This window comes from Neptunomonas sp. ABH4_499 (genome assembly GCF_056160565.1).
Map to the genome: position 1 here is coordinate 1 of NZ_JBSWXK010000006.1, position 25609 is coordinate 25609.

At 49.9% G+C, this 25609-nt stretch carries 25 protein-coding genes, 1 rRNA gene and 1 pseudogene; 25 read left to right on the forward strand and 2 right to left on the reverse strand.

Features of this window, described 5'->3' with window-relative positions; translation table 11 throughout:
* The 3 genes from rrf to ACXAF9_RS07465 form a co-directional block, all read left to right on the forward strand.
* Positions 1-77: ribosomal RNA gene (gene rrf, locus ACXAF9_RS07455) — 5S ribosomal RNA — on the forward strand; the annotation flags it as partial.
* A 110-nt stretch (positions 78-187) separates the two neighbouring features.
* On the forward strand, positions 188-442 hold the full coding sequence (locus ACXAF9_RS07460) for an FAD assembly factor SdhE (RefSeq protein ID WP_475072412.1): 255 nt from the start codon (positions 188-190) through the stop codon (positions 440-442).
* A complete protein-coding gene (locus tag ACXAF9_RS07465) occupies positions 426-848 on the forward strand; it encodes a protein YgfX (RefSeq protein ID WP_475072414.1) in 423 nt (140 codons plus the stop codon). Before ACXAF9_RS07460 ends, ACXAF9_RS07465 begins: the two co-directional genes overlap by 17 nt.
* Here the strand turns inward: ACXAF9_RS07465 and nadB are convergent.
* Positions 841-2442: an L-aspartate oxidase gene (gene nadB, locus ACXAF9_RS07470; protein ID WP_475072417.1), complete on the reverse strand. Its 1602-nt coding sequence runs from the start codon at positions 2440-2442 to the stop codon at positions 841-843. The two genes, ACXAF9_RS07465 and nadB, sit on opposite strands and share 8 nt — an antisense overlap.
* Positions 2443-2652: 210 nt before the next feature.
* Between nadB and rpoE the strand changes: the two genes are divergently transcribed.
* From rpoE to acpS, 12 genes are all read left to right on the forward strand, one after another.
* Positions 2653-3237: an RNA polymerase sigma factor RpoE gene (gene rpoE / locus ACXAF9_RS07475; protein WP_475072419.1), complete on the forward strand. Its 585-nt coding sequence runs from the start codon at positions 2653-2655 to the stop codon at positions 3235-3237.
* Between the two features lie 39 nt (positions 3238-3276).
* Positions 3277-4158, forward strand: coding sequence for a MucB/RseB C-terminal domain-containing protein (locus ACXAF9_RS07480; protein WP_475072421.1), 882 nt, complete (start codon positions 3277-3279; stop codon positions 4156-4158).
* Positions 4159-4161: 3 nt separating this feature from the next.
* Positions 4162-4596 (forward strand): SoxR reducing system RseC family protein, encoded by a 435-nt coding sequence (locus ACXAF9_RS07485; RefSeq protein WP_475072423.1) that lies wholly within the window; start codon positions 4162-4164, stop codon positions 4594-4596.
* Positions 4597-4616: 20 nt separating this feature from the next.
* Positions 4617-6029, forward strand: a complete 1413-nt coding sequence (locus tag ACXAF9_RS07490; RefSeq protein WP_475072424.1) for a DegQ family serine endoprotease — start codon at positions 4617-4619, stop codon at positions 6027-6029.
* A 214-nt stretch (positions 6030-6243) separates the two neighbouring features.
* A complete protein-coding gene (lepA, locus tag ACXAF9_RS07495; protein WP_475072426.1) occupies positions 6244-8043 on the forward strand; it encodes a translation elongation factor 4 in 1800 nt (599 codons plus the stop codon).
* 9 nt (positions 8044-8052) lie between these two features.
* Positions 8053-8868, forward strand: a complete 816-nt coding sequence (gene lepB, locus ACXAF9_RS07500; protein WP_475072428.1) for a signal peptidase I — start codon at positions 8053-8055, stop codon at positions 8866-8868.
* A 20-nt stretch (positions 8869-8888) separates the two neighbouring features.
* A complete protein-coding gene (locus ACXAF9_RS07505; protein WP_475072430.1) occupies positions 8889-9266 on the forward strand; it encodes a DUF4845 domain-containing protein in 378 nt (125 codons plus the stop codon).
* Positions 9263-9949, forward strand: coding sequence for a ribonuclease III (gene rnc, locus ACXAF9_RS07510; protein WP_475072433.1), 687 nt, complete (start codon positions 9263-9265; stop codon positions 9947-9949). The genes ACXAF9_RS07505 and rnc overlap by 4 nt, the downstream gene beginning before the upstream one ends.
* On the forward strand, positions 9949-10890 hold the full coding sequence (era, locus tag ACXAF9_RS07515; protein WP_475072435.1) for a GTPase Era: 942 nt from the start codon (positions 9949-9951) through the stop codon (positions 10888-10890). The genes rnc and era overlap by 1 nt, the downstream gene beginning before the upstream one ends.
* Positions 10890-11588: a DNA repair protein RecO gene (gene recO, locus ACXAF9_RS07520; RefSeq protein WP_475072436.1), complete on the forward strand. Its 699-nt coding sequence runs from the start codon at positions 10890-10892 to the stop codon at positions 11586-11588. The genes era and recO overlap by 1 nt, the downstream gene beginning before the upstream one ends.
* A 12-nt stretch (positions 11589-11600) precedes the next feature.
* Positions 11601-12374 carry a pyridoxine 5'-phosphate synthase gene (gene pdxJ, locus ACXAF9_RS07525; RefSeq protein WP_475072438.1) on the forward strand — a complete coding sequence of 258 codons (774 nt, stop codon included), beginning with the start codon at positions 11601-11603 and terminating at the stop codon, positions 12372-12374.
* The gene (gene acpS / locus ACXAF9_RS07530; RefSeq protein WP_475072440.1) at positions 12371-12748 is read left to right on the forward strand and encodes a holo-ACP synthase; all 378 of its coding nucleotides are present in this window, start codon (positions 12371-12373) and stop codon (positions 12746-12748) included. The genes pdxJ and acpS overlap by 4 nt, the downstream gene beginning before the upstream one ends.
* A gap of 17 nt (positions 12749-12765) precedes the next feature.
* Here the strand turns inward: acpS and ACXAF9_RS07535 are convergent, their stop codons facing one another.
* Entirely contained in the window at positions 12766-13293 is a 528-nt protein-coding gene (locus ACXAF9_RS07535) for a MarR family winged helix-turn-helix transcriptional regulator (protein WP_475072442.1), read from the reverse strand.
* Between the two features lie 128 nt (positions 13294-13421).
* On the opposite strand from ACXAF9_RS07535, the gene ACXAF9_RS07540 reads away from it, so the two are divergent.
* From ACXAF9_RS07540 to ppc, 10 genes and pseudogenes are all read left to right on the forward strand, one after another.
* Positions 13422-14429 carry an ABC transporter substrate-binding protein gene (locus tag ACXAF9_RS07540; RefSeq protein WP_475072444.1) on the forward strand — a complete coding sequence of 336 codons (1008 nt, stop codon included), beginning with the start codon at positions 13422-13424 and terminating at the stop codon, positions 14427-14429.
* Positions 14430-14483: 54 nt separating this feature from the next.
* Positions 14484-15380 (forward strand): ABC transporter permease, encoded by an 897-nt coding sequence (locus ACXAF9_RS07545; RefSeq protein WP_475072446.1) that lies wholly within the window; start codon positions 14484-14486, stop codon positions 15378-15380.
* Positions 15373-16584: pseudogene (locus ACXAF9_RS07550) on the forward strand (quaternary amine ABC transporter ATP-binding protein). The gene ACXAF9_RS07545 and the pseudogene ACXAF9_RS07550 overlap by 8 nt, the downstream one beginning before the upstream one ends.
* 20 nt (positions 16585-16604) lie before the next feature.
* A complete protein-coding gene (locus ACXAF9_RS07555; protein WP_475072447.1) occupies positions 16605-16940 on the forward strand; it encodes a 4a-hydroxytetrahydrobiopterin dehydratase in 336 nt (111 codons plus the stop codon).
* Between the two features lie 75 nt (positions 16941-17015).
* Positions 17016-17774, forward strand: a complete 759-nt coding sequence (locus tag ACXAF9_RS07560) for a spermidine synthase (RefSeq protein WP_475072451.1) — start codon at positions 17016-17018, stop codon at positions 17772-17774.
* Between the two features lie 152 nt (positions 17775-17926).
* The gene (cysM, locus tag ACXAF9_RS07565; RefSeq protein ID WP_475072454.1) at positions 17927-18832 is read left to right on the forward strand and encodes a cysteine synthase CysM; all 906 of its coding nucleotides are present in this window, start codon (positions 17927-17929) and stop codon (positions 18830-18832) included.
* A gap of 237 nt (positions 18833-19069) precedes the next feature.
* Positions 19070-21355 (forward strand): GTP diphosphokinase, encoded by a 2286-nt coding sequence (gene relA, locus ACXAF9_RS07570; RefSeq protein ID WP_475072456.1) that lies wholly within the window; start codon positions 19070-19072, stop codon positions 21353-21355.
* Complete coding sequence (gene mazG, locus ACXAF9_RS07575; protein WP_475072457.1) at positions 21355-22170, forward strand: nucleoside triphosphate pyrophosphohydrolase; 816 nt, start codon at positions 21355-21357, stop codon at positions 22168-22170. The genes relA and mazG overlap by 1 nt, the downstream gene beginning before the upstream one ends.
* 28 nt (positions 22171-22198) lie before the next feature.
* On the forward strand, positions 22199-22597 hold the full coding sequence (locus ACXAF9_RS07580) for a hypothetical protein (RefSeq protein WP_475072460.1): 399 nt from the start codon (positions 22199-22201) through the stop codon (positions 22595-22597).
* Positions 22598-22737: 140 nt separating this feature from the next.
* On the forward strand, positions 22738-25350 hold the full coding sequence (ppc, locus tag ACXAF9_RS07585) for a phosphoenolpyruvate carboxylase (protein WP_475072462.1): 2613 nt from the start codon (positions 22738-22740) through the stop codon (positions 25348-25350).
* Positions 25351-25609 lie beyond the last annotated feature (259 nt).

The window sequence follows — 25609 nt, forward strand, 5'->3', positions numbered from 1 at the left end:
CCGAACTCAGAAGTGAAACGCCTTAGCGCCGATGGTAGTGTGGGGTCTCCCCATGTGAGAGTAGGTCATCGCCAAGCTTTTATACGGAACCTCGGTCACCATGTGATCGGGGTTTTTTCGTTCTAATGAAGGTGAAATTACTCTTCAATAGCGCAGTAGATCACTGCTTTGATGAAAGAGGTCATGTATGTACACAGAAGAAGATATTCGTAAATTAGCCTGGCAAAGCCGTCGCGGAATGTTAGAGCTGGATGTGTTATTTGTACCCTTCGTAAACGATGCCTTCCGTGATTTACCCAAAGATGACCAGGACCGTTTTGTTAATCTGCTTGCCTGTGAAGACCAAGACTTGTTTGTTTGGTTGATGGAGCGAGAAGAGCCTCAAGACCCGGATATGCATCGCATCGTGCGTATTATCCTAGATCGTGTTCAGCCCAAGTAGTTTTACTTTCCAATCCTCTAAGCACCTCACGCATCTTATCTGGGGTGCTGCCGCTTTAGCGGCGATTGCACCTTGGTTTTCCGATATTCCCAATTGGCCTCTAGGCTTTCTTTTGGCAACCGCAATCAGCAGTGCTGTTCTCTTCTTTACGTGTTCGTATCGTTCCGAATCCAAGATTCAACAGCTTGTATGGAATGCGAAGCTAAACGATTGCTCTGTGTTGTATAAAGGTGCGTGGTATTCGACAGGACAAGTCGAAGAGGCGTGTCAGTATGGGCCTGTATCGTTTATTAAGATACGACATCCAGACATACCCAGACAAACAGTTTGGGTATGGCCAGATATGTTGAGTGTTCAGGAAGCAAGACGCTTACGCGTTATGATCCGTTTCGCTAAATTTACTTAGCGCTTCGGCTCCAATCAAAGTTGATCGGCGTAAGAATAGTATCCCGTGCTTCAGGTAGTAGGTTTGGATAATCTAAGGTGTAATGTAAACCACGGCTTTCTTTGCGAAGGGCAGCGGAGCGTATGATTAGCTCAGCTACCAAAGCCAAGTTACGCAGTTCTAGGATATCTTTGCTGACTTTGTAATTCGAGTAGTATTCGGTGATTTCTTGCTGCAATAAATCAACACGATGCTGAGCACGCTGTAATCGCTTGTTGGTTCTCACAATCCCCACGTAATCCCACATAAAACGTCGTAGCTCATCCCAGTTGTGGGAGATGATCACATCCTCATCTGAGTCAGTGACTTGCGACTCGTCCCAAAGGGGGATATCAACATCTTCATGATGCTTTTCGAAGTGCTCAAGAATGTGGCGGGCTGCAGAGCTTGCAAAGACCACACATTCCAGCAGTGAGTTCGAGGCCAGTCGATTCGCGCCGTGTAAGCCTGTGAATGAGGTCTCACCTATCGCATATAAGCCATTTAAATCGGTACACCCCCACTCATTGGTCATTACACCGCCGCACGTGTAGTGCGCTGCAGGGACGACTGGGATAGGGTCTTTGGTGATATCAATGCCGAGACTTAAGCAGCGCTCGTAAATCGTTGGAAAATGAGATTTCAGGAAATCAGCAGGTTTATGAGATATGTCTAAAAAGACATGATCGCAGCCCAGTCGCTTCATCTCATGGTCAATGGCTCTGGCAACTATGTCACGCGGGGCAAGCTCTTTACGCTCATCAAAGCGGTGCATAAATGGCGTGCCGTCGGGTAACAAAAGTTTGCCGCCTTCGCCACGGACCGCTTCAGATACCAAAAACGATTTGGCTTGTGGGTGATACAAACACGTGGGGTGGAACTGGTTGAACTCAAGGTTAGCTACTCGACAGCCAGCACGCCAAGCCATGGCTATGCCATCACCACTCGCGCCATCTGAGTTACTGCTGTATAGATAAGTCTTCGATGCCCCGCCTGTGGCCAGCACCACAAAGTTGGCTTTAAAGACTTCAACGTGCCCTGTATTGCCATTAAAGACATACGCACCTAGGCAACGGTTGTTCGATTGCTTTAGCTTGCGCCGAGTAATCAAATCAATAGCGGTATGTTGCTCGAATAAATGAATACTCGAATGCGCTTTAGCCCGATCAATTAATGTCTCTTGAACCGCTCGGCCAGTGGCGTCTGCGGCATGGATGATTCGACGATGGGAGTGTCCGCCTTCCTTAGTCAAGTGGTATCGTCCATTTTCTTGAGTGAACGGAACCCCTTGTTGGATCAGCCACTCGATGGACTCACGTCCGTGCGTTACGGTGAACTCGACAGCATCGTTGTGACTTAGGTGCGCACCTGCCGTCAATGTGTCTTCGATGTGGTTTTGAATCTGGTCATCTTTATCCAGTACAGCGGCAATCCCACCTTGTGCTAACCAAGTTGAACCACTGGTTAACTCACCCTTACTCAGTACGGCTACTTTAGCTTGATCAGCCAATAACAGTGCCAATGAAAGTCCTGCAGCACCGCTGCCGATAATTAGAACATCAAATTCCTGTTGCATCTTTAGTTCAGCATCACGTTTAATAACTGTTGGATATTATGCCCACTATACCTGCACAGCGTCATATTTTTTACAGGTGGGCGTGAACTTATTACATTTTCCCGACTCATAACGAATGAAGATGATCATCAAGTGCCTGTTATCCCTGAAGATTCAGCGTTTGATGTCAATGTCCGTATATGTCGGGATGACTTTGATTAAGGATCAGTGGTGTCGATCGAAAACCAGACGGATATTGATCAGCAGTTAGTTGAACGAGTACAAGCCGGAGACAAGCGGGCGTTTGACCTGCTGGTTGGTAAGTACCAACACAAAATAGTCGGCTTAGTGAGTCGCTACGTGTATGACCACCATGAAGCAATGGATATCGCGCAAGAAGCGTTTATCAAGGCTTATAAAGCCTTGCCACGTTTCCGAGGTGACAGTGCTTTTTATACTTGGTTGTATCGAATTGCGATCAATACAGCAAAAAATCACTTGGTGTCACGTGGGCGTAGACCGCCTGATGTCGATGTTGATGTGGGTGATGCGGAATATTACGACGCAGGTGACGAGCTTCGGGAACTCGAAAACCCTGAAAACAGTCTATTTCGCGATGAATTAAATGAAACCGTTAAGCGAGCTTTGGATCAGCTTCCAGAGGATTTACGTGCGGCACTGACGCTGCGTGAATTTGAAGGAATGAGCTACGAAGACATTGCCACCGTGATGGATTGTCCGGTCGGTACTGTGCGATCTCGTATCTTCCGAGCACGTGAAGCAATCGATAAAGAGATCGCTCCGCTTTTGTCGTGAGAGATCCAAGTTTAACGACGTAGTTATGAGGGTAATGTGATGAGCTATGAGTCTCATGAGTCGCTGTCGGCGGCAATGGACGGTGAAGTATCGTCTTTTGAGCTCCGTCGCTTAATTGAGCGTCTTCCTGAAGAACGCGCGCTCAGCGAAAAGTGGCAGCGATATCATCTTGCGCAGCAAACGTTACACAACTCAACGCCTGCGGCTTTGACACCTGAAATTGATCTGGTGTCTCGTGTACGCGATGCGCTTGAGGATGAAGAGTCACATCACATGACTCAAACGGCTGTGCAAGATCAACCACAAGTCGTGGGTTCTGATACCAATCATTGGTGGAAGCCATTCGCCAGTATGGCCGTTGCGGCTTCTGTAACAGCTGTGGTTATTCTAGGTGGCCAGCGTTTCACTCAAGACGGTGTTGAATTACCAACAGCGCCTGCGAATGATCCGCAGCTTGCTCTGAATGCACCTGCACCGGCGTCTTCTAACCTTCAGAGAACGCAGTTTGGTTCTGACCTGAGTACAGATGCATCGGTTATCCGTACATCTTACGAAGAGCCAGAGGTGATTCGTTTATCTCAAGGTTTGAAAAGCTACATCGATCAACACAATCAGTTGATCAGTGATAGCCAGCCTTCATGGGATGCACACTGGTTACCGGATGGGTTCACACGTATCCGCCACGAAGTGATGCCACATGCTGAAATCATGGTTTACAGTGATGGACGTCATTCCGTATCGGTAAGTATCGAGCCTAAAGGGCATCAAAAAGTGCCTGCAGGTGTGACACAGTCCGGTGATGTTGTTGCTGTTGGCATGAACAAAGGTGATCAATTCGTCGCTGTTGTTGGTGATGTACCGTTAATGATCGCTGATCGTATCGCAGCGTCGGTCACTCAATCTCACTCACAGGTTCACTAATCGATGATTGAGGAACGTGCACGGGTTGTAGAGTTGATGCCAGGGCGGGTGATTATTGAAGCTGCCCGAACATCAGTGTGTGCACAATGTCAGGCGGCCAGCAGTTGTGGTCAGAAGTCGCTCTCTGAATGGGCGGCTTCCAAAATGACGCACATCGAGGTAGACAACCCTGGCAACCTTCCTGTTCACATCGGTGACGATGTCATCGTTGGGATTGATGAAGGGGGCTTTGTAAAGGCATCAGCGCTTATTTACATGCTCCCGCTTCTTATGATGATCACGATTGGTGTCGCGGCGCATTTAAATGCGTTGGCCGAGCCTGTGGTCATTCTATCTTCTTTTCTCGGTTTGGGTGTTGGCTTCTTGATGGTCCGTTTTTTCGGGAAAGCAATGGAAAAGCGCAACACGTACCGACCGATCTTGCTCAGAGTCTCCTAAAACAAGAGGAATGCTGACTTATGAAACGTCTGTTAGTCGCGTTTACCTGTCTTTTGGTGGTTGTGTCAGGCAGTGTAAAAGCAGAGTTGCCGGATTTTAAGTCCCTGGTTAAACAAGCCGCACCGGCGGTTGTAAACATCAGTACCATTCAAAAAGTTCAGGAAAACAGCTCGCCTTACGGATTTAATCTTCGTGGCCCGAATGGAGAAGAGATACCTGAAATCTTTCGTCACTTCTTCCAAATTCCTGACCAAGGTGGAGATAACGGCGGCATTGAGCGTCGTGTTCCACAATCACTGGGTTCTGGATTCATTATCTCGAAAAACGGCTATATCTTAACGAATCATCATGTCGTAAAAGGCGCAGATCAGGTCATTGTTCGTTTGAATGATCGACGCGAGCTGGAAGCCGATGTGGTCGGTTCGGATGAGCGCTCCGACGTTGCGCTATTGAAGATTGACGCTGACGATCTACCGACGGTGAAGATTGGTGATTCCTCCAAGTTAGAGCAGGGTGAGTGGGTACTCGCTATCGGTTCACCGTTTGGTTTTGATCACACTGTGACATCGGGCATTGTGAGTGCGACAGGACGAGCGCTATCAAACGAGACTTATGTGCCTTTCATCCAGACCGATGTGGCAATCAACCCAGGTAACTCAGGTGGCCCTTTGTTCAACCTAGATGGTGAAGTGGTCGGGATTAACTCGCAGATCTACACACGATCCGGTGGGTTTATGGGGCTGTCCTTTGCGATCCCAATTGATGTGGCCATGAACGTATCGAATCAGCTTAAAGACAGTGGTTTTGTCACTCGTGGTTGGTTGGGCGTCATCATACAAGAAGTCAACAAAGACCTAGCCGAATCCTTTGGTTTGGATAAGCCTTCTGGTGCCCTGGTCGCTAAAGTGTTAGCGGATAGCCCAGCGTTTGATGCAGGTCTTCGCGAGGGCGATATCATCACAGCGTTTAATGGTGATGAAGTGAATTTGTCCTCAGATCTACCGCATTTGGTGGGTCGAGTGCAGCCTGGCGTAAAAGCTACTGTCACCGTGATTCGTGATGGAAGTGAGCAAGAAATGCCGGTTACGATTGGCACTCTTCCGGAAGACCCTCGCCAAATGAAAACCTCTGGACAGGAAGGCGAAGCGCCCAAGAATAACCGCCTGAACATCTTGTTCTCGGATCTGACCAACGATGAGTTGGAAGACATGGGTGTTAACTACGGTATTCTTGTACAAAAAGTGATGGCAGGTCCTGCTGCTGAAGCTGGGTTGATGTCTGGCGATGTGATCACCATGCTCAATGGTGAGCGTGTTGAAAATGCGCGTCAATTCACAAAAATTGTAGATGACCTACCTAACAAGCGTGCTGTGCCTATGCGCATTGTGCGACGTGGCAGTCCAATCTTCATTCCGCTGAAATTGAATCAGTAAACTTCCTAGATAAAGCGCCTTAAGGGCGCTTTATTTTTGCCCAAACCAGAGCCTATACCCTGATCAATCGTGGCGAGCGATTTATAAATAGGCTAAAATTCCGCGTTTGCTGAGGGCACCTCTGCCAGGATTGAGATCGATTCTCCTGCGCATCCACACGAAGTAGGTGGTCAGCAACGATGTAACCCCTATTACTGATCTGAGACTATCTATCGTGAGTAAGCTCGCACACATTCGTAACTTTTCCATCATCGCCCACATCGACCATGGTAAATCCACACTGGCCGACCGTTTTATTCAAGTGTGCGGTGGCCTCTCTGACCGTGAAATGGCAGAGCAGGTGCTGGATTCCATGGACATCGAGCGTGAGCGTGGTATTACGATCAAAGCTCAGAGCGTTACCTTGGATTTCAAATCCCAAGATGGCAACGTTTACCAACTTAACTTTATCGATACCCCAGGGCACGTCGACTTCTCGTACGAAGTATCGCGCTCGCTGGCGGCCTGTGAAGGAGCGCTGCTGGTAGTCGATGCGGCACAAGGTGTGGAAGCGCAATCTGTAGCGAACTGTTACACCGCTATTGAACAGGGGCTTGAGGTTTTGCCGGTCTTGAACAAGATGGATCTACCGCAAGCTGAGCCTGACCGTGTTCGTCACGAGATCGAAGAAGTGATCGGTATCGATGCAACGGATGCGATTCCTTGTTCTGCCAAAAGCGGTATGGGTGTTGATGAAGTACTTGAAGCCTTGATCAAAACGATTCCTTCACCTGAAGGCGATATCGATGCCCCATTGCAAGCGCTGATCATCGATTCTTGGTTTGATAACTACTTAGGCGTTGTCTCCTTGGTACGAGTGAAACACGGCACCTTGTCCAAGAAAGATAAAATTCTGGTTAAATCGACCGGACAAAGTCATTTGGTTGATTCTGTGGGTATCTTTACCCCAAAACGTAAAGAAACCGGCGTTCTGCGTGCTGGTGAAGTGGGTTTTGTGGTCGCGGGTATCAAAGACATTCATGGTGCGCCGGTGGGTGATACGCTAACGCATCAAAAAACACCTGATGTTGCGCCGTTGCCAGGTTTCCAGAAGGTTCAGCCGCAAGTGTACGCCGGGCTTTTCCCAACCAGCTCTGATGATTATGAAGATTTCCGTGACGCGTTGGATAAACTTACGCTTAACGATGCGTCTTTGTTCTTTGAACCAGAAACCTCCGATGCGTTGGGTTTTGGTTTTCGCTGCGGCTTCCTTGGAATGCTGCACATGGAGATCATTCAAGAGCGCTTAGAGCGCGAATACGATCTGGATCTGATCACGACCGCCCCAACGGTAATTTACGAGATTGAACTTAACAGCGGTGAGGTGGTGCACATCGACAGCCCATCTAAGTTGCCAGATCCATCCCTCATCCGTGAAATGCGCGAGCCTATTGTTCAAGCCAATATTCTTGTTCCGAATGATTATCTGGGCGCGGTTATCGGTTTGTGCGTTGAGAAGCGCGGTATCCAAAAGAACATGCAATTCATTGGTCAACAAGTTCAGTTAACCTACGAGCTGCCAATGGCGGAAGTGGTATTGGACTTCTTCGACCGCTTGAAGTCGACCAGTCGTGGTTATGCCTCACTGGAATATAACTTCAACCGTTTTGAACCGGCGTCGTTGGTACGTCTGGATATTCTGATCAACAGTGAACGAGTTGACGCTTTAGCGGTCATTTTACACCGTGATAACGCACAATATCGTGGCCGCCAGTTGTGTGAAAAGATGAAAGATCTGATCCCACGCCAAATGTTTGATGTCGCTATCCAAGCGGCAATTGGTGGTAAAGTCATTGCGCGTACTACGGTGAAAGCGCTGCGTAAAAACGTAACCGCGAAATGTTACGGTGGTGACGTAAGCCGTAAGAAGAAACTGTTGCAGAAACAGAAAGAAGGTAAAAAACGGATGAAGCAGGTGGGCAGTGTGGAGATTCCACAGGCTGCGTTCCTGGCCGTTCTGAAAGTGGATAACTAAGGACACACAATGAACTTTGATTTTGCGCTGATTTTAGTAATCGCCACGTTGGTGACGGGGATTGGCTGGTTGATCGATAAAATGATCTACGAAAAGCCCAGAACCGCAACGTTCAGTAAAGCGCAAGAAGGCATGGATGCTGAACTGACCAAAGAGATGAAAGAAAAACTGGATACCACGCCTTGGTGGTCCGATTTTTCCCGTTCGATGTTCCCTGTGTTGGCGATTGTGCTGATCGTCCGCTCATTTTTAGTTGAGCCGTTTCAAATTCCATCCGGTTCCATGTTGCCGACGTTAAAAATCGGTGACTTCATTTTGGTGAATAAATACGACTATGGCCTACGTTTGCCGGTACTCGGTACTAAAGTGATCCCCGTTGGGGAGCCTGAGCGCGGTGATGTGGTTGTGTTTAAATTCCCGAATGACCCATCAGTAAACTACATCAAACGACTGATTGGCCTACCGGGTGATGTCATTACCTACAAAGACAAAAAAATCTATGTGAACGGCGAACTTCAAAACGTTAAGTTAGAAGCGAAACTACCGCCGATGAGCCCTCGCACCTTGTTGCTTGAAGAAAACCTAAGCGGTGTGACGCATGAGATCTATAATGATGTAGGCACCCCGGGCGGTTTTGCCAAAGAATGGACGGTGCCTGAAGGCCAATACTTCGTTATGGGTGATAACCGTGACAACAGTAATGACAGCCGTTACTGGGGTTTTGTGCCAGACTCACTGTTAGTTGGTCGTGCGTTTGCGGTTTGGATGCATTGGCCTACCTTTACCAGTATCCCTGATTTTACCGCCGCACGTGGCATTGAATAATAGATAAGGAGACTGTCGGGATGAGGGAATTACCAAAACAGCAAAGAGGCGCCTCTTTTTTCGGAACCCTGATTGTGGTTTTGATGGTGGGTACCTTTGTCGCGATTGGTTTTAAGCTGTATTCACCTTATCTGGAGCATCAAACGATCAAGTCGGTCGTTGAAGCCATTGTTCAAGATAGAAATGAGTTGGCTAAGCCGATTGCCCAGATCCGTTCTGACATTGATAAACGCTTTTACATTAACCAAGTGTCTTTGCCTGAGCGCGAAGCGTTGGATATCCGTAATGAAGAAGGCGTCCTTAAATTCACTTTGAAATACGAGCGACGCGTGCCGATGTTCTACAACATCGATGCGGTTGTGAAGTTTAACGACGAATACGAAGCCAATAAGCCTTGATTAAACCGATTTCTGAATTAACCCGAAAGCTGGGTTATACCTTTACTGATGAGTCTTTGTGCGAACTGGCTCTGACTCACCGAAGCTGTGGCAAAAAGAACAATGAGCGATTGGAGTTCCTTGGGGATTCCATCGTTAACTTTGTGATTGCTGATGACCTGTTCGAACGCTTTCCTCAAGCGCGCGAAGGACAGTTGAGTCGTCTGCGTGCACGCATGGTCAAAGGGGAAACCTTGGCAGAGATCGGCCGGGAGTTAAAACTGGGTGATTTTTTACGCCTAGGCCCTGGCGAGCTTAAAAGCGGTGGCTTTCGTCGCGATTCGATTTTAGCAGATGCGGTTGAAGCCTTGATTGGTGCCATGTATCTGGACAGCGATCTTGAGCAGGTGCGCAAGGTGGTTTTAGGCTGGTTTCATCAGCGTCTTGAAAATTTGGACATTGATGAGGCACTGAAAGACTCCAAAACACGCCTGCAAGAGTGGCTTCAGTCTCGTCGTTTGACTTTGCCAACCTATGATTTAACTCGGGTGGATGGTGAAGCACATGCTCAAACCTTTTACATTGAGTGTCATATCGAGCCTTTAGAGATGCCAACAAAAGGTGAAGGCAGTAGCCGTCGCCAAGCTGAGCAAGAAGCTGCCAAAGCGGCGTTGAATGAATTGGCAAAAGCAGGTGTTCGCTGATGAAAGAAGAGTTTCGTCGTTGGTTAGAACCTGAAGCCGGTGAGCAACCTGTACAGCGTTGCGGTTTTGTTGCGATTGTAGGCCGCCCGAACATGGGTAAGTCCACTGTGATGAACCGTATGCTGGGTCAAAAGATCAGTATCACCTCACGTAAGCCACAAACCACACGTCATCAGATTTTGGGGATCAAAACTGAAGATGATCTTCAAGTGGTGTTTGTAGATACGCCCGGTTTACACAAAGAGAACGAGAAAGCCCTGAACCGCTACATGAATAAAGCGGCCAGTGAAGCGCTTCGTGGTGTCGACTTAGTGTTGTTTATGGTGGATCGCACCGCGTGGACCGAAGAAGACGAGATTGTTCTTGAGAAGGTAAAGCGTGCCGATTGCCCTGTGGTGCTTGTGATCAACAAAGTCGATCAGCTTGAGGATAAGTCCGACCTGCTGCCGCAGTTAGAGTTGCTTTCAAGTAAAATGTCGTTTGCCGACATCGTGCCCATTTCGGCCAAGAATGGCAACAATGTGGATCAGCTTGAGACCGTCATTGCCTCCTACATGCCGGAAGCTGCGCACCATTATCCGGAAGATCAGATTACCGACAAAAGCTCTCGTTTTATTGTGGCTGAAATTGTTCGTGAAAAGCTGATGCGTAACGTTGGTGAAGAAGTCCCTTATGGCGCAACCGTCGAGATCGAAGAGTTCATTCATGATGGAACACTCCTGACCATCAGCGCCCTGATTTTAGTAGAACGGGACGGCCAGAAAAAGATCATCATCGGTAACAAGGGCGAGCGAATGAAAACCATTGGTCGTGACGCCCGTAAAGACATCGAGCGGATGTTCGAGTGCAAAGTCATGCTCAACCTTTGGGTTAAAGTTCGACGCGGCTGGTCCGATGATGAACGCGCATTGCGCTCGCTAGGCTATCAAGATAATCAATAATGGTTGCACCCGACGAGCCGGTTGCGGCTTATGTGCTTCATACCCGCCCTTACCGTGAAACCAGTGCTCTTGTGGATTTTTTTACCCTTGAGCACGGAAAAGTCAGCGCTGTTGTGAAAGGGTTAAGACGCCCGGGATCGAAACAGCGTGCGGTGATTCAACCCTTTATTCCCTTGCAGATTCGTTGGCGTGGCCGTCAAGATTTAAAGTCGCTCATCAGTGCCGAAGCCGTTGGTCATAACGGTATCTTGACCGGTAATGCGTTGATGTGTGGTTTATACGTCAATGAGTTACTTCAGCGTTTACTCATGCCTTTTGACGGTGTGCCTCGTCTTTATGTGTTCTATCAATACGTGATCACGGCGTTGGTGCAGCAAAACGATGTCGAAGGCGCATTGAGGACGTTTGAGCGACAAATTTTGCAAGAAACCGGGTATGGTTTAGATTACAGCCAATTAATGGCCGACCAAGTGTATCGGTTTGATCTGGAAGGTTGGTGCTTTAGGCAAGTTAGCCAACTTTCGGAATCGGAACGGATACGGTATTTCTCGGGGCAAGATCTTCTTCACATCGAGGATGACGCTTACGAGCACCCATCGGCCCGTAAATCGGCAAAGCGCTTAATGCGCCTTGCCATTGACCATCTTACTCAGGACAAGCCGCTGCAAAGCCGAAGCTTGTTCCAAAAACGATCATAAGAGGAAACCGTCGTGATCGAAGCGAATCGTCTTTTACTCGGCATCAACATCGACCATGTGGCGACTCTGCGCCAAGCGCGTGGCACTCGATACCCAGATACTCTAGTGGCTGCAGCCCTTGCCGAAGAGGCCGGTGCCGATGGCATTACAGTCCACTTGCGTGAAGATCGACGTCATATCCAAGACCGGGATATCTACTTGTTGGCTCAGACGCTGCAGACCCGCATGAATTTTGAGATGGCCGTGACGGATGAGATGGTGCGTATTGCTCGAGAAGTCTCGCCGGCGCACTGCTGCTTAGTGCCGGAAAAGCGTGAAGAGCTGACCACAGAAGGTGGGCTCGATGTTTTGGGGCATCTTGATCATATTCGTGCGGCGACTGAACAGTTGGCCGAGAAAGAGATCGATGTGTCATTGTTCATCGACCCTGATATTGCCCAGATCGATGCGGCCATTGCCTGTGGCGCACCGACCATTGAGCTGCATACGGGCGCGTATGCCGATGCACGTTCAAAGTCCGATCAATTAGCGGAGCTTGAGCGCATTCGTAAAGCGTCTGAGTATGCGTTTGAGCGTGGTTTGGTGGTTAATGCCGGTCACGGATTGCACTATCATAACGTTGAGCCGATCGCCGAAATTCCACAACTGAACGAGCTGAACATCGGTCACGGTGTTATTGCCCGCGCTGTGTTTGTTGGTTTAAGAGGCGCGGTCTCTGAAATGCGTGATCTAATGCGAGTGGCTCAGTCGCGTGTTCAAGCACAGCGTGATGCACTTCGAAAATGATCATCGGGATTGGTACAGACATCCTCAGCATTGAGCGGGCTAAAGCGGCTTTAGAGCGCACGCCCGCGATTGCACGTCGAGTACTGACACCCGAAGAACAGCTCGAGTTTAATCAGAACAGCCAGCCCGAACGTTACTTTGCCAAACGTTTTTCGGCCAAGGAAGCGGTGGTCAAAGCGCTGGGAACGGGCATCGGACGTGGGGTCAGTTGGCAACACGTTCGCATCCATAAAAATGCGCTGGGTCGACCTTTAGTGACTTTATCTGAAGGAGCTTTAGAAAAAGCCCAACAGCAGGGGATAGAGACCATTCATCTCTCGTATTCGGATGAGCAAGAGTCAGTCGTGGCGTTTGCCGTCGCTGAAAGCGCTTAACGCATCAGGTTAGGTGCTTACTCTTCCTCTTGATCGTTCAGTAGAACATCCGCTTGTGCCAGCGCCACTTCTGGGGTAGTTGCTTGGATATCCAGCATGGGTGCAACGTCCAGTTGCTCGGCGTGCATCATCGTAGCGACTTGTTGCAGGGAATCCAAAATGGTCTGCATTTGGTCTTTCGGTAGAGATTCAAACTGACGGATAAACTCTTCGTGCAACAGAGGCGGTGCGCTGTTTAACATCGCAAGGCCTGATTCGGTCATGCGTGCATTGACGATACGACGGTCCTTTACACTTCTAACCCGCTCGACAAAACCCTTATCTTCCATACGATTCAGGATTGTGGTCACCGTCGCTTGACTAAGCGAAACGTGATCGGAAATCCGTTTTACGGTCACATCCCCAAGACTCTCGATCGCTTTTAACACCATGACTTGCGGTATGGTCAGCCCACACGCTTTCATGACGCGCTTCGATTGAAGGTCGGTTGCTCTAATGATCTGTCGTAAAGAGATCAGTACTTCTGGCCAGTAAGGTGTTGTCATGCGCTCTATCCCGTTTAAGAGGGCGGATTATACGTGCCTAACATGGATCTACAACCCATAATAAGATTTGAGATCTAATCATTTGATCTATAATGTATATAGTTCAAAACGTATAACCGGAGCAAGTTATGAAGAAACACCATCTCGTTTGGCCCTGTCTAACTGCCAGTTTGTTTGCCTTTTCCAACTCAGCAAGTGCCGAGTGCGGGTCGGTTCAGATCGCGGATATGAATTGGAACTCAGCCTCCTTTATGGCACATGTGGATAAATTCATTCTCGAAAATGGCTATGGATGTGAGGCCGAACTTGTTCCTGGGGATACGATGCCTACTGGGACCTCCATGATCGAAAAAGGGGAGCCGGATATCGCCCCTGAAATGTGGAGTAACTCGATGCGTGAAGCCCTGGAGCGCGGTGTCGAAGAGGGACGACTGCGCTTTGCCGGTGACTCTCTATCCGATGGTGGTGAAGAAGGTTACTGGGTGCCGCAATACATGGTGGATAAAGATCCATCCTTGGCAACCATTCAAGGAGTGATCGCAAATGTAGCCCTGTTTGATCACCCGGAAGATCCAGACGCATCGGCCATGTACACCTGCCCAGCCGGTTGGAACTGCCAAATTTCGGCCGGTAATTTGTTCCGCGCACTTAAGCTTGAAGAGGTCGGTTTTGAGTTAGTCGACCCAGGTTCCGGTGCGGGACTTGCCGCTTCCATTGCCAAGGCATACGAGCGTCAAGAACCATGGTTTGGTTACTACTGGGCCCCGACGGCGGTGCTGGGTAAGTACAAGATGGTCAAAGTGGATTTTGGCAGCGGCGTTGATAAAGAGGAGTACCTAACCTGTACGTCTAAAGAGGGCTGTGAAAACCCGAAAGTGACGATGTACCCGCCTTCATTGGTGCAAACGCTGACCACCGAAGCTTTTGCTAAGCGTGCCCCAGAAGCGTATGAGTATCTGACAAAACGGGCTTTTACCAACGACCAGATGAACGGTTTGCTGGCATGGATGGAAGATAACCAAGCCGATGGTGAGTACACCATGGAGCATTTTCTAACGGAGTATCCGGAGCTGTGGAGCCCTTGGGTACCGAGTGATGTGGCTGACAAAGTGAAGTCGGCGTTAGACGACCTTTGATGGTTTAAGCCCAGCTTTGTGCTGGGCTTTTTTATGTAAGATAGGTAGTAACATATGGCAGAATCCAATTGGTGGTCTGAGTTTCCTTCCCTTGGGCGAAGCGAGTTACGGGACATTCGTAAAACGCTTGATGAAGCCTACCGCGGTTTTTCCCGCGAATACGGCGATATGATCGAAGGTTTTTTCGATCCTTTGCTGACGTTTCTTGTTTGGTTTGAAAAATTACTGTTGGCCACGCCCTGGCCGATGGTCATCCTCGTCATTACTGGTTTGGCTTATGCGGCCAGCCGGTCTTGGAAGTTGTGCGTGGGTGTTATTGTGGCCTTTGCGTTGATTGGCTACTTCGGTATGTGGAAGGACACCATGAGCACCTTGAGCATCATCACGGTGTGTACTTTGCTCGCCATTGGATTAGGCATACCGGTTGGGATCTTGATGTCCCGATCGGATCGCACTCAAAACATCATTACCCCATTGTTGGATGTAATGCAGACCATGCCCGCCTTCGTGTATCTCATACCCGTCGTCATGTTGCTGGGCATTGGTAAAATTCCAGGACTGATCGCCGTGGTGATCTACGCCATACCACCTGTGATTCGATTGACCAATCTTGGTATACGGCTGGTGGATAAAGAGGTATTGGAAGCCTCAACCGCCTTTGGCGCAAGCCGGTCTCAGCGCTTGTTTGGGGTTCAACTTCCGTTGGCGATGCCCACGATTATGGCGGGTGTGAACCAAACGATTATGATGGCGCTCTCGATGGTGGTGATTGCTTCCATGATTGGTGTGAAAGGCTTAGGTCAGCCGGTGTTGAAATCGATCACTAACCAATACTTTGCATTGGGCTTACTGAACGGTTTAGCCATTGTGGCTTTGGCGATTATTTTTGATCGTATCTCTCAAGCGTACGCAAAGCGCACTCAGCAGCATTTGGGAGGTCGCCATGACTGATAAGCAGCCTCTGATCGAAATCAAAAATCTCTATAAGTTATTTGGCTCAAAACCTGAGTCGGTGATGTCCTTGGTACACGAGGGTAAAAGCAAAGATGAGATTTTAGCGCGCACGGGTCATACCTTGGGTTTAAAGGACATTAACCTCTCGATTTACCCTGGCGAAATTTTTGTCATCATGGGCTTGTCTGGCTCCGGTAAATCGACCTTGATCCGCCACTTCAACCGCCTGATTGAGCCGACCGAAGGCGAGATTCTGGTCAATAATGTGGATGTGATGAAGCTTTCGGCAAAGGAGTTGGAGCAATTTCGTCGCCATAAAATGTCGATGGTCTTCCAGCGCTTTGGCTTGATGCCGCACCGTACAGTGTTGGATAACGTCGCCTATGGTCTAGCGATTCAAGGTGTGGATAAAACGGCGCGTACGGCTAAAGCCAAAGAGTGGCTGGATACCGTGGGCTTAGCAGGTTACGAGAAGCAATACCCCGCTCAGTTATCAGGTGGTCAGCAGCAGCGTGTGGGCTTGGCCAGAGCACTGTGCACCGATGCTGAAGTGCTCTTGATGGATGAAGCCTTTTCGGCGCTTGACCCACTGATTCGAAGTGAAATGCAAGATCAGCTGATTGAGCTGCAAGAAACTCTGCACAAAACCATCATTTTTATCACGCATGATCTGGATGAAGCGCTGCGCTTGGGGGATCGTATTGCGATCTTAAAAGATGGCCAGTTGGTGCAACAGGGCCGCCCAGAAGAGATTCTTCTTCATCCGGCGGATGATTATGTTGAGGCGTTTGTTAAAGATGTGAATCGCGCTCGCGCCTTAACGGTGGATGCGGTCATGCAGCCGGCTATCTGTTGAATCAGTGCCGACCTAATCGCGGATGCGTTAAATCAGATGCGGGCATCCAAGCAAGATTTTGGTTACTTTATTAACCAAGAGGGCTTCCAAGGGGTGGTGACCCAATCAGCCCTTCAAGAGGCATCAGAGCGGGGCGAGCAGAACACGCAAGCCGCTGTGTGCCAAGAGACGCCTTGTTTGTCGATGGATGCGGTGCTTGAAGAGGTCATTCCCGATACGCTTGAGGCCGAACACCCTCTGCCGGTTATTGATGAAGAAGGCCAGTTGGCGGGAGAGCTCAGTCGCGGTAACCTTGCGGACATTCTAGCGACGTCCAACACGGAAAACCGTGAAGGTAAGTCATAACGGCCTTACAAGGAGTTGACGTGACACTGTCCCAACAAAGCTGCGAGGCGTGCCGTAAAGGCGCGCCACAACTGGCCGGCGAAGCGCTTGCCGCTGAGCTTAAGCAACTGCCCGATTGGCAACTGATCACCCGTGATGGGGTAGAGCAGATCACGCGCCTTTTCCCTTTTAGCACCTTTAAAGACGCACTGGCGTTTACCCAACGGGTAGGCGACATGGCGGAAGGCGAGGGTCATCACCCTGTGATCACAACGGAGTGGGGTAAAGTCACCGTGGTGTGGTGGACCCATGAAATCGACGGGCTGCACAAAAACGATCTGATTTGTGCCGCCAAAACCGACGCTTTATTCGACTGATCCTTCGAAGAGTGTTCGGCAATTCCGGTGCTTAGGTTTATACTGCGCTGCCCTTTAAGTCTGCAGAGATAATCCATGGCACTCTCTGGTAAAGAGATCTATCGAGGACACGACGAGTACGGTGCCGTGCGTGTTCTTGATGACGGAAACAAACGATACCTGTCGTTCGGTGAAACCGACGAACAAAGCTGCTGGTTAAAAAACGAGCCTTTGATCCCACAGCATGAGTACACACGTGCCATGGTGATGGGCCTTTTGTTTGTTGATAACCCAAAGCGCATCCTTTGTATGGGCCTAGGGTCTGGTACGCTCAATCGTTGCTTGCACGAACGTTTCCCCTCCTTAAAGCAAGAGATCGTCGAGCTTCGTCAAGAGGTGGTCAACGTTGCGTATCGCTATTTTCAGTTTCCGCGCAGTAAGCGTTTGACGCTCACGGTGATGGATGCCAAACAGTATCTTCAAGATGTTCCGGTGGATAAGCGTGTGGATTTGCTGATCAGCGATATCTATACCGATGCTGGCCTTGATGAACAGCAGTTAGACCCCGCTTTTCTGGCAGGCTGCGCGGATCGCTTAAAACCCGATGGCTGGTTGGTGTTAAATTGCTGGCGTGATCATCAAGGGAGCGAAGTGATCGAAGCCTTGTCAGAGCATTTCAGTGACATTAAAAGCTGCACCACGCAAAGCGGTAACTGGGTGATTTACGCCGGTAAGCGCCCGATGGCTGGCAGTGATAAAACGCTGAAGGCTCAGGCCAAGGCTTTGTCGAGTTTATTGGGTTTTTCGTTGATGCCCTTTGTTGCGCGTTTAGTGCATCACTCCAGTCAGCGTTAAACGGATGACCTTTAGCTGCGACACTCTGTTGCAGTGACTGGATTGACCCGGTTGGCCAAGCTCACTATTATTCTCATATCCAAATGTAATATTAATCTATCTTTTTATATTTATTTGGAATTTATATATAAGCAATATCAGGATTCGACGCTATGAATGACTTTCCTACCATTGAGGACTATGTCGGTAAAACGCCTTTAGTGCGCTTGCAGCGCCTTGGCCAAAATGATCGTGGAAACGTCATTCTGTGTAAGCTTGAAGGCAACAACCCGGCTGGGTCGGTGAAAGACCGTCCTGCGCTTAGCATGATAGCAAGAGCTGAGGCGCGCGGTGACATAACACCTGGTGATACCTTGATTGAAGCAACCTCCGGTAATACCGGTATTGCGCTGGCCATGGCCGCCGCCATCAAAGGCTACAATATGGTACTGATCATGCCCGATAACATGAGCATGGAGCGCAAAGCCTCTATGACGGCGTACGGTGCAAAGCTGATTACCGTAACCAAAGAGCAAGGGATGGAATATGCCCGCGATTTAGCCATCCAGATGCAAGAGCGCGGCGAAGGGATTGTGTTGGATCAGTTTGCGAACGGCGATAATCCAGAAGCGCATTACCAAGGTACAGGCCCAGAAATTTGGGAGCAAACCCAAGGGCGTGTCACGCACTTTGTTAGCTCAATGGGGACCACCGGCACCATAATGGGGACCTCGCGCTTCTTAAAGGAGCAAAACAGCGACGTACAGATTGTCGGGCTACAGCCAAAAGATGGTTCGCAAATTCCGGGGATTCGCCGCTGGCCAAAAGAGTATTTGCCGAAAATCTTTGACGAAACGCGTGTGGATGCGGTGTTCGATGTGGATCAGCAAAGCGCTGAAAACACCATGCGCGCACTGGCCAAAGAGGAGGGGATCTTCTGTGGGGTCTCATCCGGCGGTGCGGTGGCTGGGGCGTTGCGCCTAAGCGAGGAGGTCGAGAACGCGGTCATTGTGTGTATTATTTGTGACCGAGGCGATCGGTACTTGTCCACAGGGGTGTTTTCACCCGACGCGTCATAAAATTGTTTATTCTGTGAACAAGTCTAAAAAAAGCCGAGAAATCAATCGGCTTTTTTTATGCAGAAACACTGACCTTGGCCGATATGTGCACGGAACTTGCTCATCAATTCCGGTCTTAGTGTAAAATATATTTTCTGCAGGTGGCGTTTGTAACGATTGGGTTGTTATAAACGTGCCAGGATAACAATAAAAACGACCGCAGATTTCGAGTCGAAGGTTAAGGAGTGGCGACACGCCATGGTTAAAGTTCGAGAAGATCACCCGATTCGTGAAGACGGTTCGGTGGATCTGGATTTATGGATGGATCGGCTGACCACGATGGTCGATCTCGAAAACCCATCCGAGGTGCGCAAAGCGTGCGATATTGCTCAGCAAGTGTATGAGCAAACCTCGATACCCGACAGTGAAGAGGACGAAGGCGAGAAGGCGCGTCCTAACAGCTTCATTACCGGCCTTGAGATGGCATTGATCTTAGCGGAGCTTCAGCAAGATCAAGATTCCATTGTGGCGGCTATTTTGTACCGCAGTGTTCGAGAAGATCGCTTAAAGCTCGATAGTGTCGCGAATCAGTTTGGGGACACCATTGCGCGTTTGATCGATGGTGTTTTGCAAATGGCGGCCATTGGCAGCCGAGCGAACCCTCGGACTGAGCACGAAGTGCTTGGCAGCGGTGCGCGTCAGTTAGAAAGCGTCCGTAAGATGCTGGTGGCGATGATTGATGATGTGCGCGTTGCACTGATCAAGATTGCCGAGCGTACCTGTGCGATCCGTGGGGTGAAAAATGCCTCGCGTCGTAAACGCTATTTGGTCGCGCGTGAAGTGTTTGATATCTACGCGCCCTTAGCACATCGATTAGGCATTGGTCATATCAAGTGGGAGCTTGAAGACTTATCCTTCCGCTACCTAAAGCCAAATGATTACAAATCCATAGCTAAGCTTTTGGATGAAAAGCGGTTAGATCGCCAAGAGTTTATCGACTCAGTGGTGTCGACGTTAAGAGATGAGCTGCTTAAGCAAAATATTGTTGCTGACGTATATGGCCGCGCCAAACACATCTACAGCATTTGGCGAAAAATGCAGCGCAAGAACATCGACTTCAATCAGGTTTATGATGTACGTGCGGTGCGAATCTTAGTTCCCGAAATTCGTGACTGCTACACCGCATTGGGGATCATTCATGGCCTTTGGCGGAACATCCCGCACGAGTTTGATGACTACATTGCCTCTCCTAAACCCAATGGCTACCGCTCGCTGCACACCGCGGTATTTGGTCCAGAAGGTAAGGTTCTAGAAGTACAGATTCGTACCCAAGACATGCACCAAGAGGCTGAACTCGGTGTCTGTGCCCATCACCTTTATAAAGGCACGGATACTCACTCTAAAAGCGATGCGTACGAAGATAAGATCGCTTGGCTGCGACAGGTTCTTGAGTGGCATGAAGAGCTGGGCGACACCGAAGCGATTGGCGACATGCTACGCGGCGATGTGGTGCAGGACCGTCTTTACGTGTTCACCCCAGATGGGCATGTGATCGATATGCCGCTAGGCTCAACGGCCGTCGATTTTGCCTATCGTGTGCACACCGAAATAGGCCACCGTTGCCGCGGTGCGAAGGTAAATGGACGAATTATTCCGCTGAATAAACCGCTCAAAACCGGTGACCAGGTCGAGATTATGACCTCCAAGGAGGCGTTGCCGCGTCGCGATTGGCTCAACAGTAACTTAGGTTTTGTAACGACCTCTCGTGCCCGTGCAAAAGTGGCACACTGGTTCAAAATGCAAGACCGGGACAAAAACGTCGATGCTGGCCGTCACATCGTTGAGCGTGAGTTTAAGCGTTTAGCGATCGATACCAGCGAGCTGGACCTTCGCAAATTGGCCGAAGAGGTCAACTGCAAAACGGCTGAAGATGTGTATGCCGCTCTTGGGGCCGGCGACATTCGATTGTCTCAAATTCTCAATGCCGCTCAGCGTCAGGTGGACACACCTCACAAACACGACGAGCAGCTTGATTTGGCTTTGCCGACCTCTGCGCCGAGCAAAAAGGCCGACCTTCAAGGCGATAAAGGGATTCGAATCCTTGGTGTGGGTAACCTGCTGACCACCATTGCGTCTTGCTGTAAGCCGGTACCGGGTGATCCTATCGTTGGTTTTATTACTCAAGGCCGTGGTGTTTCGATTCACCGGGAGGATTGCAGTAACTTGCTCTCCCTTCGTGAAAACGAGCCAGAGCGCATCGTCACGGTGGATTGGGGCGAAGAGGGCGAGACAACTTACCCTGTGGACATTTACATCGAAGCGTATGACCGCTCTGGCCTATTGCGTGATGTGATGATGGTCTTGGCCAACGAAAATATGAACATCTTATCGGCCAATACGCTGACGGATAAAAACAGTAACGTGGCGCGATTATCCCTGACCGTTGAGATCTCTCGATTGGAGCTGCTTGGTCGGATCATGGATAAGATTAACCAAGTACCAAACGTGATTGATGTGCATCGTCAACGAAGTGGTTCGAAATAATGGCTGATCGTCAGTATTCCTTGGATGACTTACGAACCTTGATGGCGCGTTTGCGCGACCCAACGTTCGGTTGTCCTTGGGATTTAAAACAAACCTACGCCACCATCGTACCGCATACGCTTGAGGAAGCGTACGAGGTGGCTGACACCATCGAACAAGCGGATTTTGAGCACCTAAACGATGAGTTAGGGGATCTGCTCTTTCAAGTGATCTTCTATGCGCAGCTAGGTGAAGAGGAGCAGCGGTTCAGTTGGGACAGCATCGTAGATGGCATCGTGAAAAAACTGCTGCGACGTCATCCTCATGTATTCCCGGACGGTACGCTCGAGACGCCACCAGGCACCGTTACCCTAAGTGAAGACGAAATTTCACAGCGCTGGGATGAGATCAAACAGCAAGAGCGGGGCGAAAAGTCACAGAACGGTGTTCTCGATGATGTGCCTCGTGCGCTGCCTGCGCTCAATCGTGCCGAAAAGTTGCAGAAACGGGCATCCGAAGTAGGCTTTGATTGGGATGACCCATCGGGTGTGCTGGATAAGATCGAAGAGGAGATCCAAGAGCTTCGCGAAGCGATTGCCTCGGGTGAGCATGCGCGTGTTCAAGATGAGATGGGCGATCTGTTATTCGCGCAGGTGAATCTGGCTCGTCATCTAAAGGTCAAACCTGACCACGCCCTTCGTGGCACCAATCAAAAATTTGAGCGACGGTTCCGGTTTGTTGAACAGTGCGTTGCAGCTTCTGGAAACAGTTGGGATAATCACACCTTAGATCAGCTAGATCAATACTGGGATAAGGCCAAACAGGAAGGCCTCTGAAACGGATAATAAAAAAGGAATGAAAACGGTGTGGTTAGTAGTCGCGGTCGCTGTTGGAGTCATGGGGTACTTGGCGTATCAAAACGGTCAGAAGATCAATCGTCAACTTGCGCAATTAGAACGTGATGGCTTTACGGTCAGTGAAGACTTACAAGGCGAGCCCAAAATTGTAGTTGATCAAGCCAAGCGTCAGTTGGGCTTTGTTTTTGCTGAAAAGCACTACACCCTTCCCATCGAGGATTTAATCTCCTCTGAAATCTTGTACGACTTGGATAAGCGCGGCGAGAAAAACTATCGCCTAGAGCTGATTACACGGGCTTCGGTGTTACCAAAACTGGAGGTGAAATACCGAGACGAGTTTTTAGCGGAGCGTGTCCACAAGCGTCTTCGCGCTTTGAAATTTGCCGAACACCCCGAGCACGACTGACGCTTTCCCTCATTTGGACAATCACTTAACACCCCGACAATAGATTTTACGCTCTGCATTGTGCACAGCACAAAAAGCTCCTATTCTCTAATAAAAACGCGACGACTGCGTTCATGATAGGGAATGGAAAAGGAGTCGGAATGAGTGATCTACACGAAGCGTTACGTGACGATGTTCGCATGCTGGGCGATTGCCTCGGTCAAACCATCGCACAACATCTAGGGACCGGTTTTCTCGATAAGGTCGAGCGAGTCCGCAAAAAAGCCAAAGAGGCACGCACCGGCAACGCCACCGGTCGAGATGAATTACTCGCCGAGCTAAAAGGGCTCAGTGAAGATGAAATGCTCCCTGTGGCTCGGGCCTTTACTCAGTTTTTAAACCTAGCCAACATTGCAGAAGAGCACCACCGAGTGCGACGCCACCAAGAGATCTGCGATCTTGAATCCACCGACTCCTTTGCACAGCTGCTCAAAGAGCTAAAGGGAAAGGGCCACTCCTCTGACGAGATTATCAACAGCGTTCAAAACATGGCGGTCGACCTTGTATTGACCGCACACCCGACCGAAGTGAATCGCCGTACCCTGATTCAGAAATACGATGATGTCACCGATTGTTTGAAAGCACTCGATCGCGGTGAATCGGCTCATCACCGGTTAAACGAACTCATTACCCAGATCTGGCACACCAACGAGATCCGCCAAGTCCGCCCAACGCCGGTTGATGAGGCCAAATGGGGCTTTGCGGTGATCGAAAACTCCCTTTGGGAGGCGGTGCCGCGATTTATCAAAAAGCTCGATCAGCAAACCCGCGCCATTTTAGGTAAAGGACTGCCGCTGACCTGCTCACCGATTCGTTTTGCCTCTTGGATGGGCGGGGACCGGGACGGCAACCCCAATGTGACGGCCTGTGTGACTAAGCGGGTGTTGATGCTCTCGCGCTGGATGGCCTTGGATCTGTACATTACGGACATCGACCAGTTGCGCTCCGAGCTTTCGATGTACGCATGCAATGAAGAGCTTCGACAACGCGTGGGGGAGGAGTGCGCAGAACCCTATCGTCAGCTCTTGGGCGATGTGAAAGCCAGCTTGATAACGACGCAGCGTTGGGTGAAAGGGCACTTGGATGACAAACCGTCGGATGCCCCAGAGGGGTTGATGATCCGTTCCGATCAACTGCTTGAGCCTTTAATGCTGATCCACCGCTCATTGAAAGAGTGCGGTATGGAGATCATTGCTGAGGGGGCGCTTGAAGACATCATCCGCCGCATTGCTTGTTTTGGAATGACTTTAGTGAAGCTGGACATTCGCCAAAGCTCCGATCGTCATGCCATGGTGTTTGAAGAATTATCCCAGTTTTACGGTTTAGGCTCATACACCAGTTGGAGTGAAGAGGGCCGACAAGCGTACCTGTTACGCGAACTGCAAAGCCGTCGACCGCTAATCCCACATCATTGGCAGCCTTCCCCCGAGGTTCAGGAGGTGCTGGACACCTGTGAAGTGGTGGCTAAGTCTGACCCGCAGTCGCTTGGGTCTTATGTGATCTCTATGGCTGGGCAGCCTTCTGATGTGCTGGCTGTCATCCTGTTACTGCGCGAAAAAGGGATCACACACAACATGCGTGTGGTGCCTTTGTTTGAAACCTTAGATGATTTGAACAATGCGCGCAGCTGCATTGAGTCCTTGCTGGAAGTGCCTTGGTACAAGCAATACACCGAGGGGCATCAAGAGGTGATGATCGGTTACTCGGACTCATCCAAAGATGCCGGTCAGTTGGCCGCAGCGTGGGGGCAATATCAGGCGCAAGAGGCACTGACAGCGCTGTGCAAAGAGCAGGGCATTCATCTAACGCTCTTCCATGGTCGTGGTGGTACGGTCGGTCGTGGGGGCGGTCCTAGCCACAAAGCGATTCTGGCTCAGCCGCCTGGGTCGGTTGATCACAGCTTGCGAGTGACTGAGCAAGGGGAGATGATCCGGTTCAAGTTTGGTATCCCTGAGCTTGCGGTACGTAACCTCGAGCTGTACGCCGGGGCTGTTTTGATGGCCACGCTCTCTCCGTCGCCTTCACCAAAAGGGCATTGGCGCGAGCAGATGAATCAGATGGCCGCTAAAGGGTTAGAGTCCTACCGAGCGGTGGTGCGTCATGATCCACAGTTTGTGCCGTACTTTAGAGCGGTTACACCGGAGCAAGAGCTGAGCAAATTGCCGTTGGGTTCCCGGCCTGCTAAACGCCGTGCCGATGGCGGTGTCGAAAGCTTGCGTGCCATTCCGTGGATTTTTGCATGGACTCAAATTCGCTTGATGCTGCCTGCTTGGTTAGGGTCGGAAGCGGCATTGAAAGAGGCGATCGATCACAACCAAGTCAGCTTATTGCAAGAGATGTACGAGCAATGGCCGTTCTACAAAACCTACGTCGATATGCTGGAAATGGTCTTGGCCAAAAGCGATGTGGACTTGGCCGAATACTACGAGTCTCGACTGGTTTCCGAAGAACTAAAAGTCCTAGGTTCAAGCTTACGGGCCCGTTTGGCCGTCGCCAAACAGTGTGTGTTGACGATTCGGGAGCGCGATCATCTCTTGTCGGATAACCCAGTTATTCGTCAATCCATTGATGTGCGAAACCCTTACATCGATCCGCTTCACGGCCTTCAGGCTGAGCTTTTGTATCGCGATCGTAACCAACCGGATCACCGTTTGGAGCAAGCCTTGATGGTCACCATGGCGGGGATCTCGGCGGGCATGCGAAATACGGGGTAAACCTGATCTAAAGCGCATAAGCGCTTGAAAATCGAGTGAAAGCACCTGTGTGGGGTTGAGCCAATCATCAGTTTGGCTTAACCTCCTTCTGTTTTTGCAAAAACACTGACGCATCCGACTTTAGTGCGAGTTGATCTGTTGCAATGGATCCCTTCTGCTAGTGCTAACGTCGAATTGTTCGAATTTCATCGCATCAGTATGGTTTCTGCATACCGTGGCAAGCATCGAAGCCTTGGCTTTCGTCCAGCCCAAACCAAAT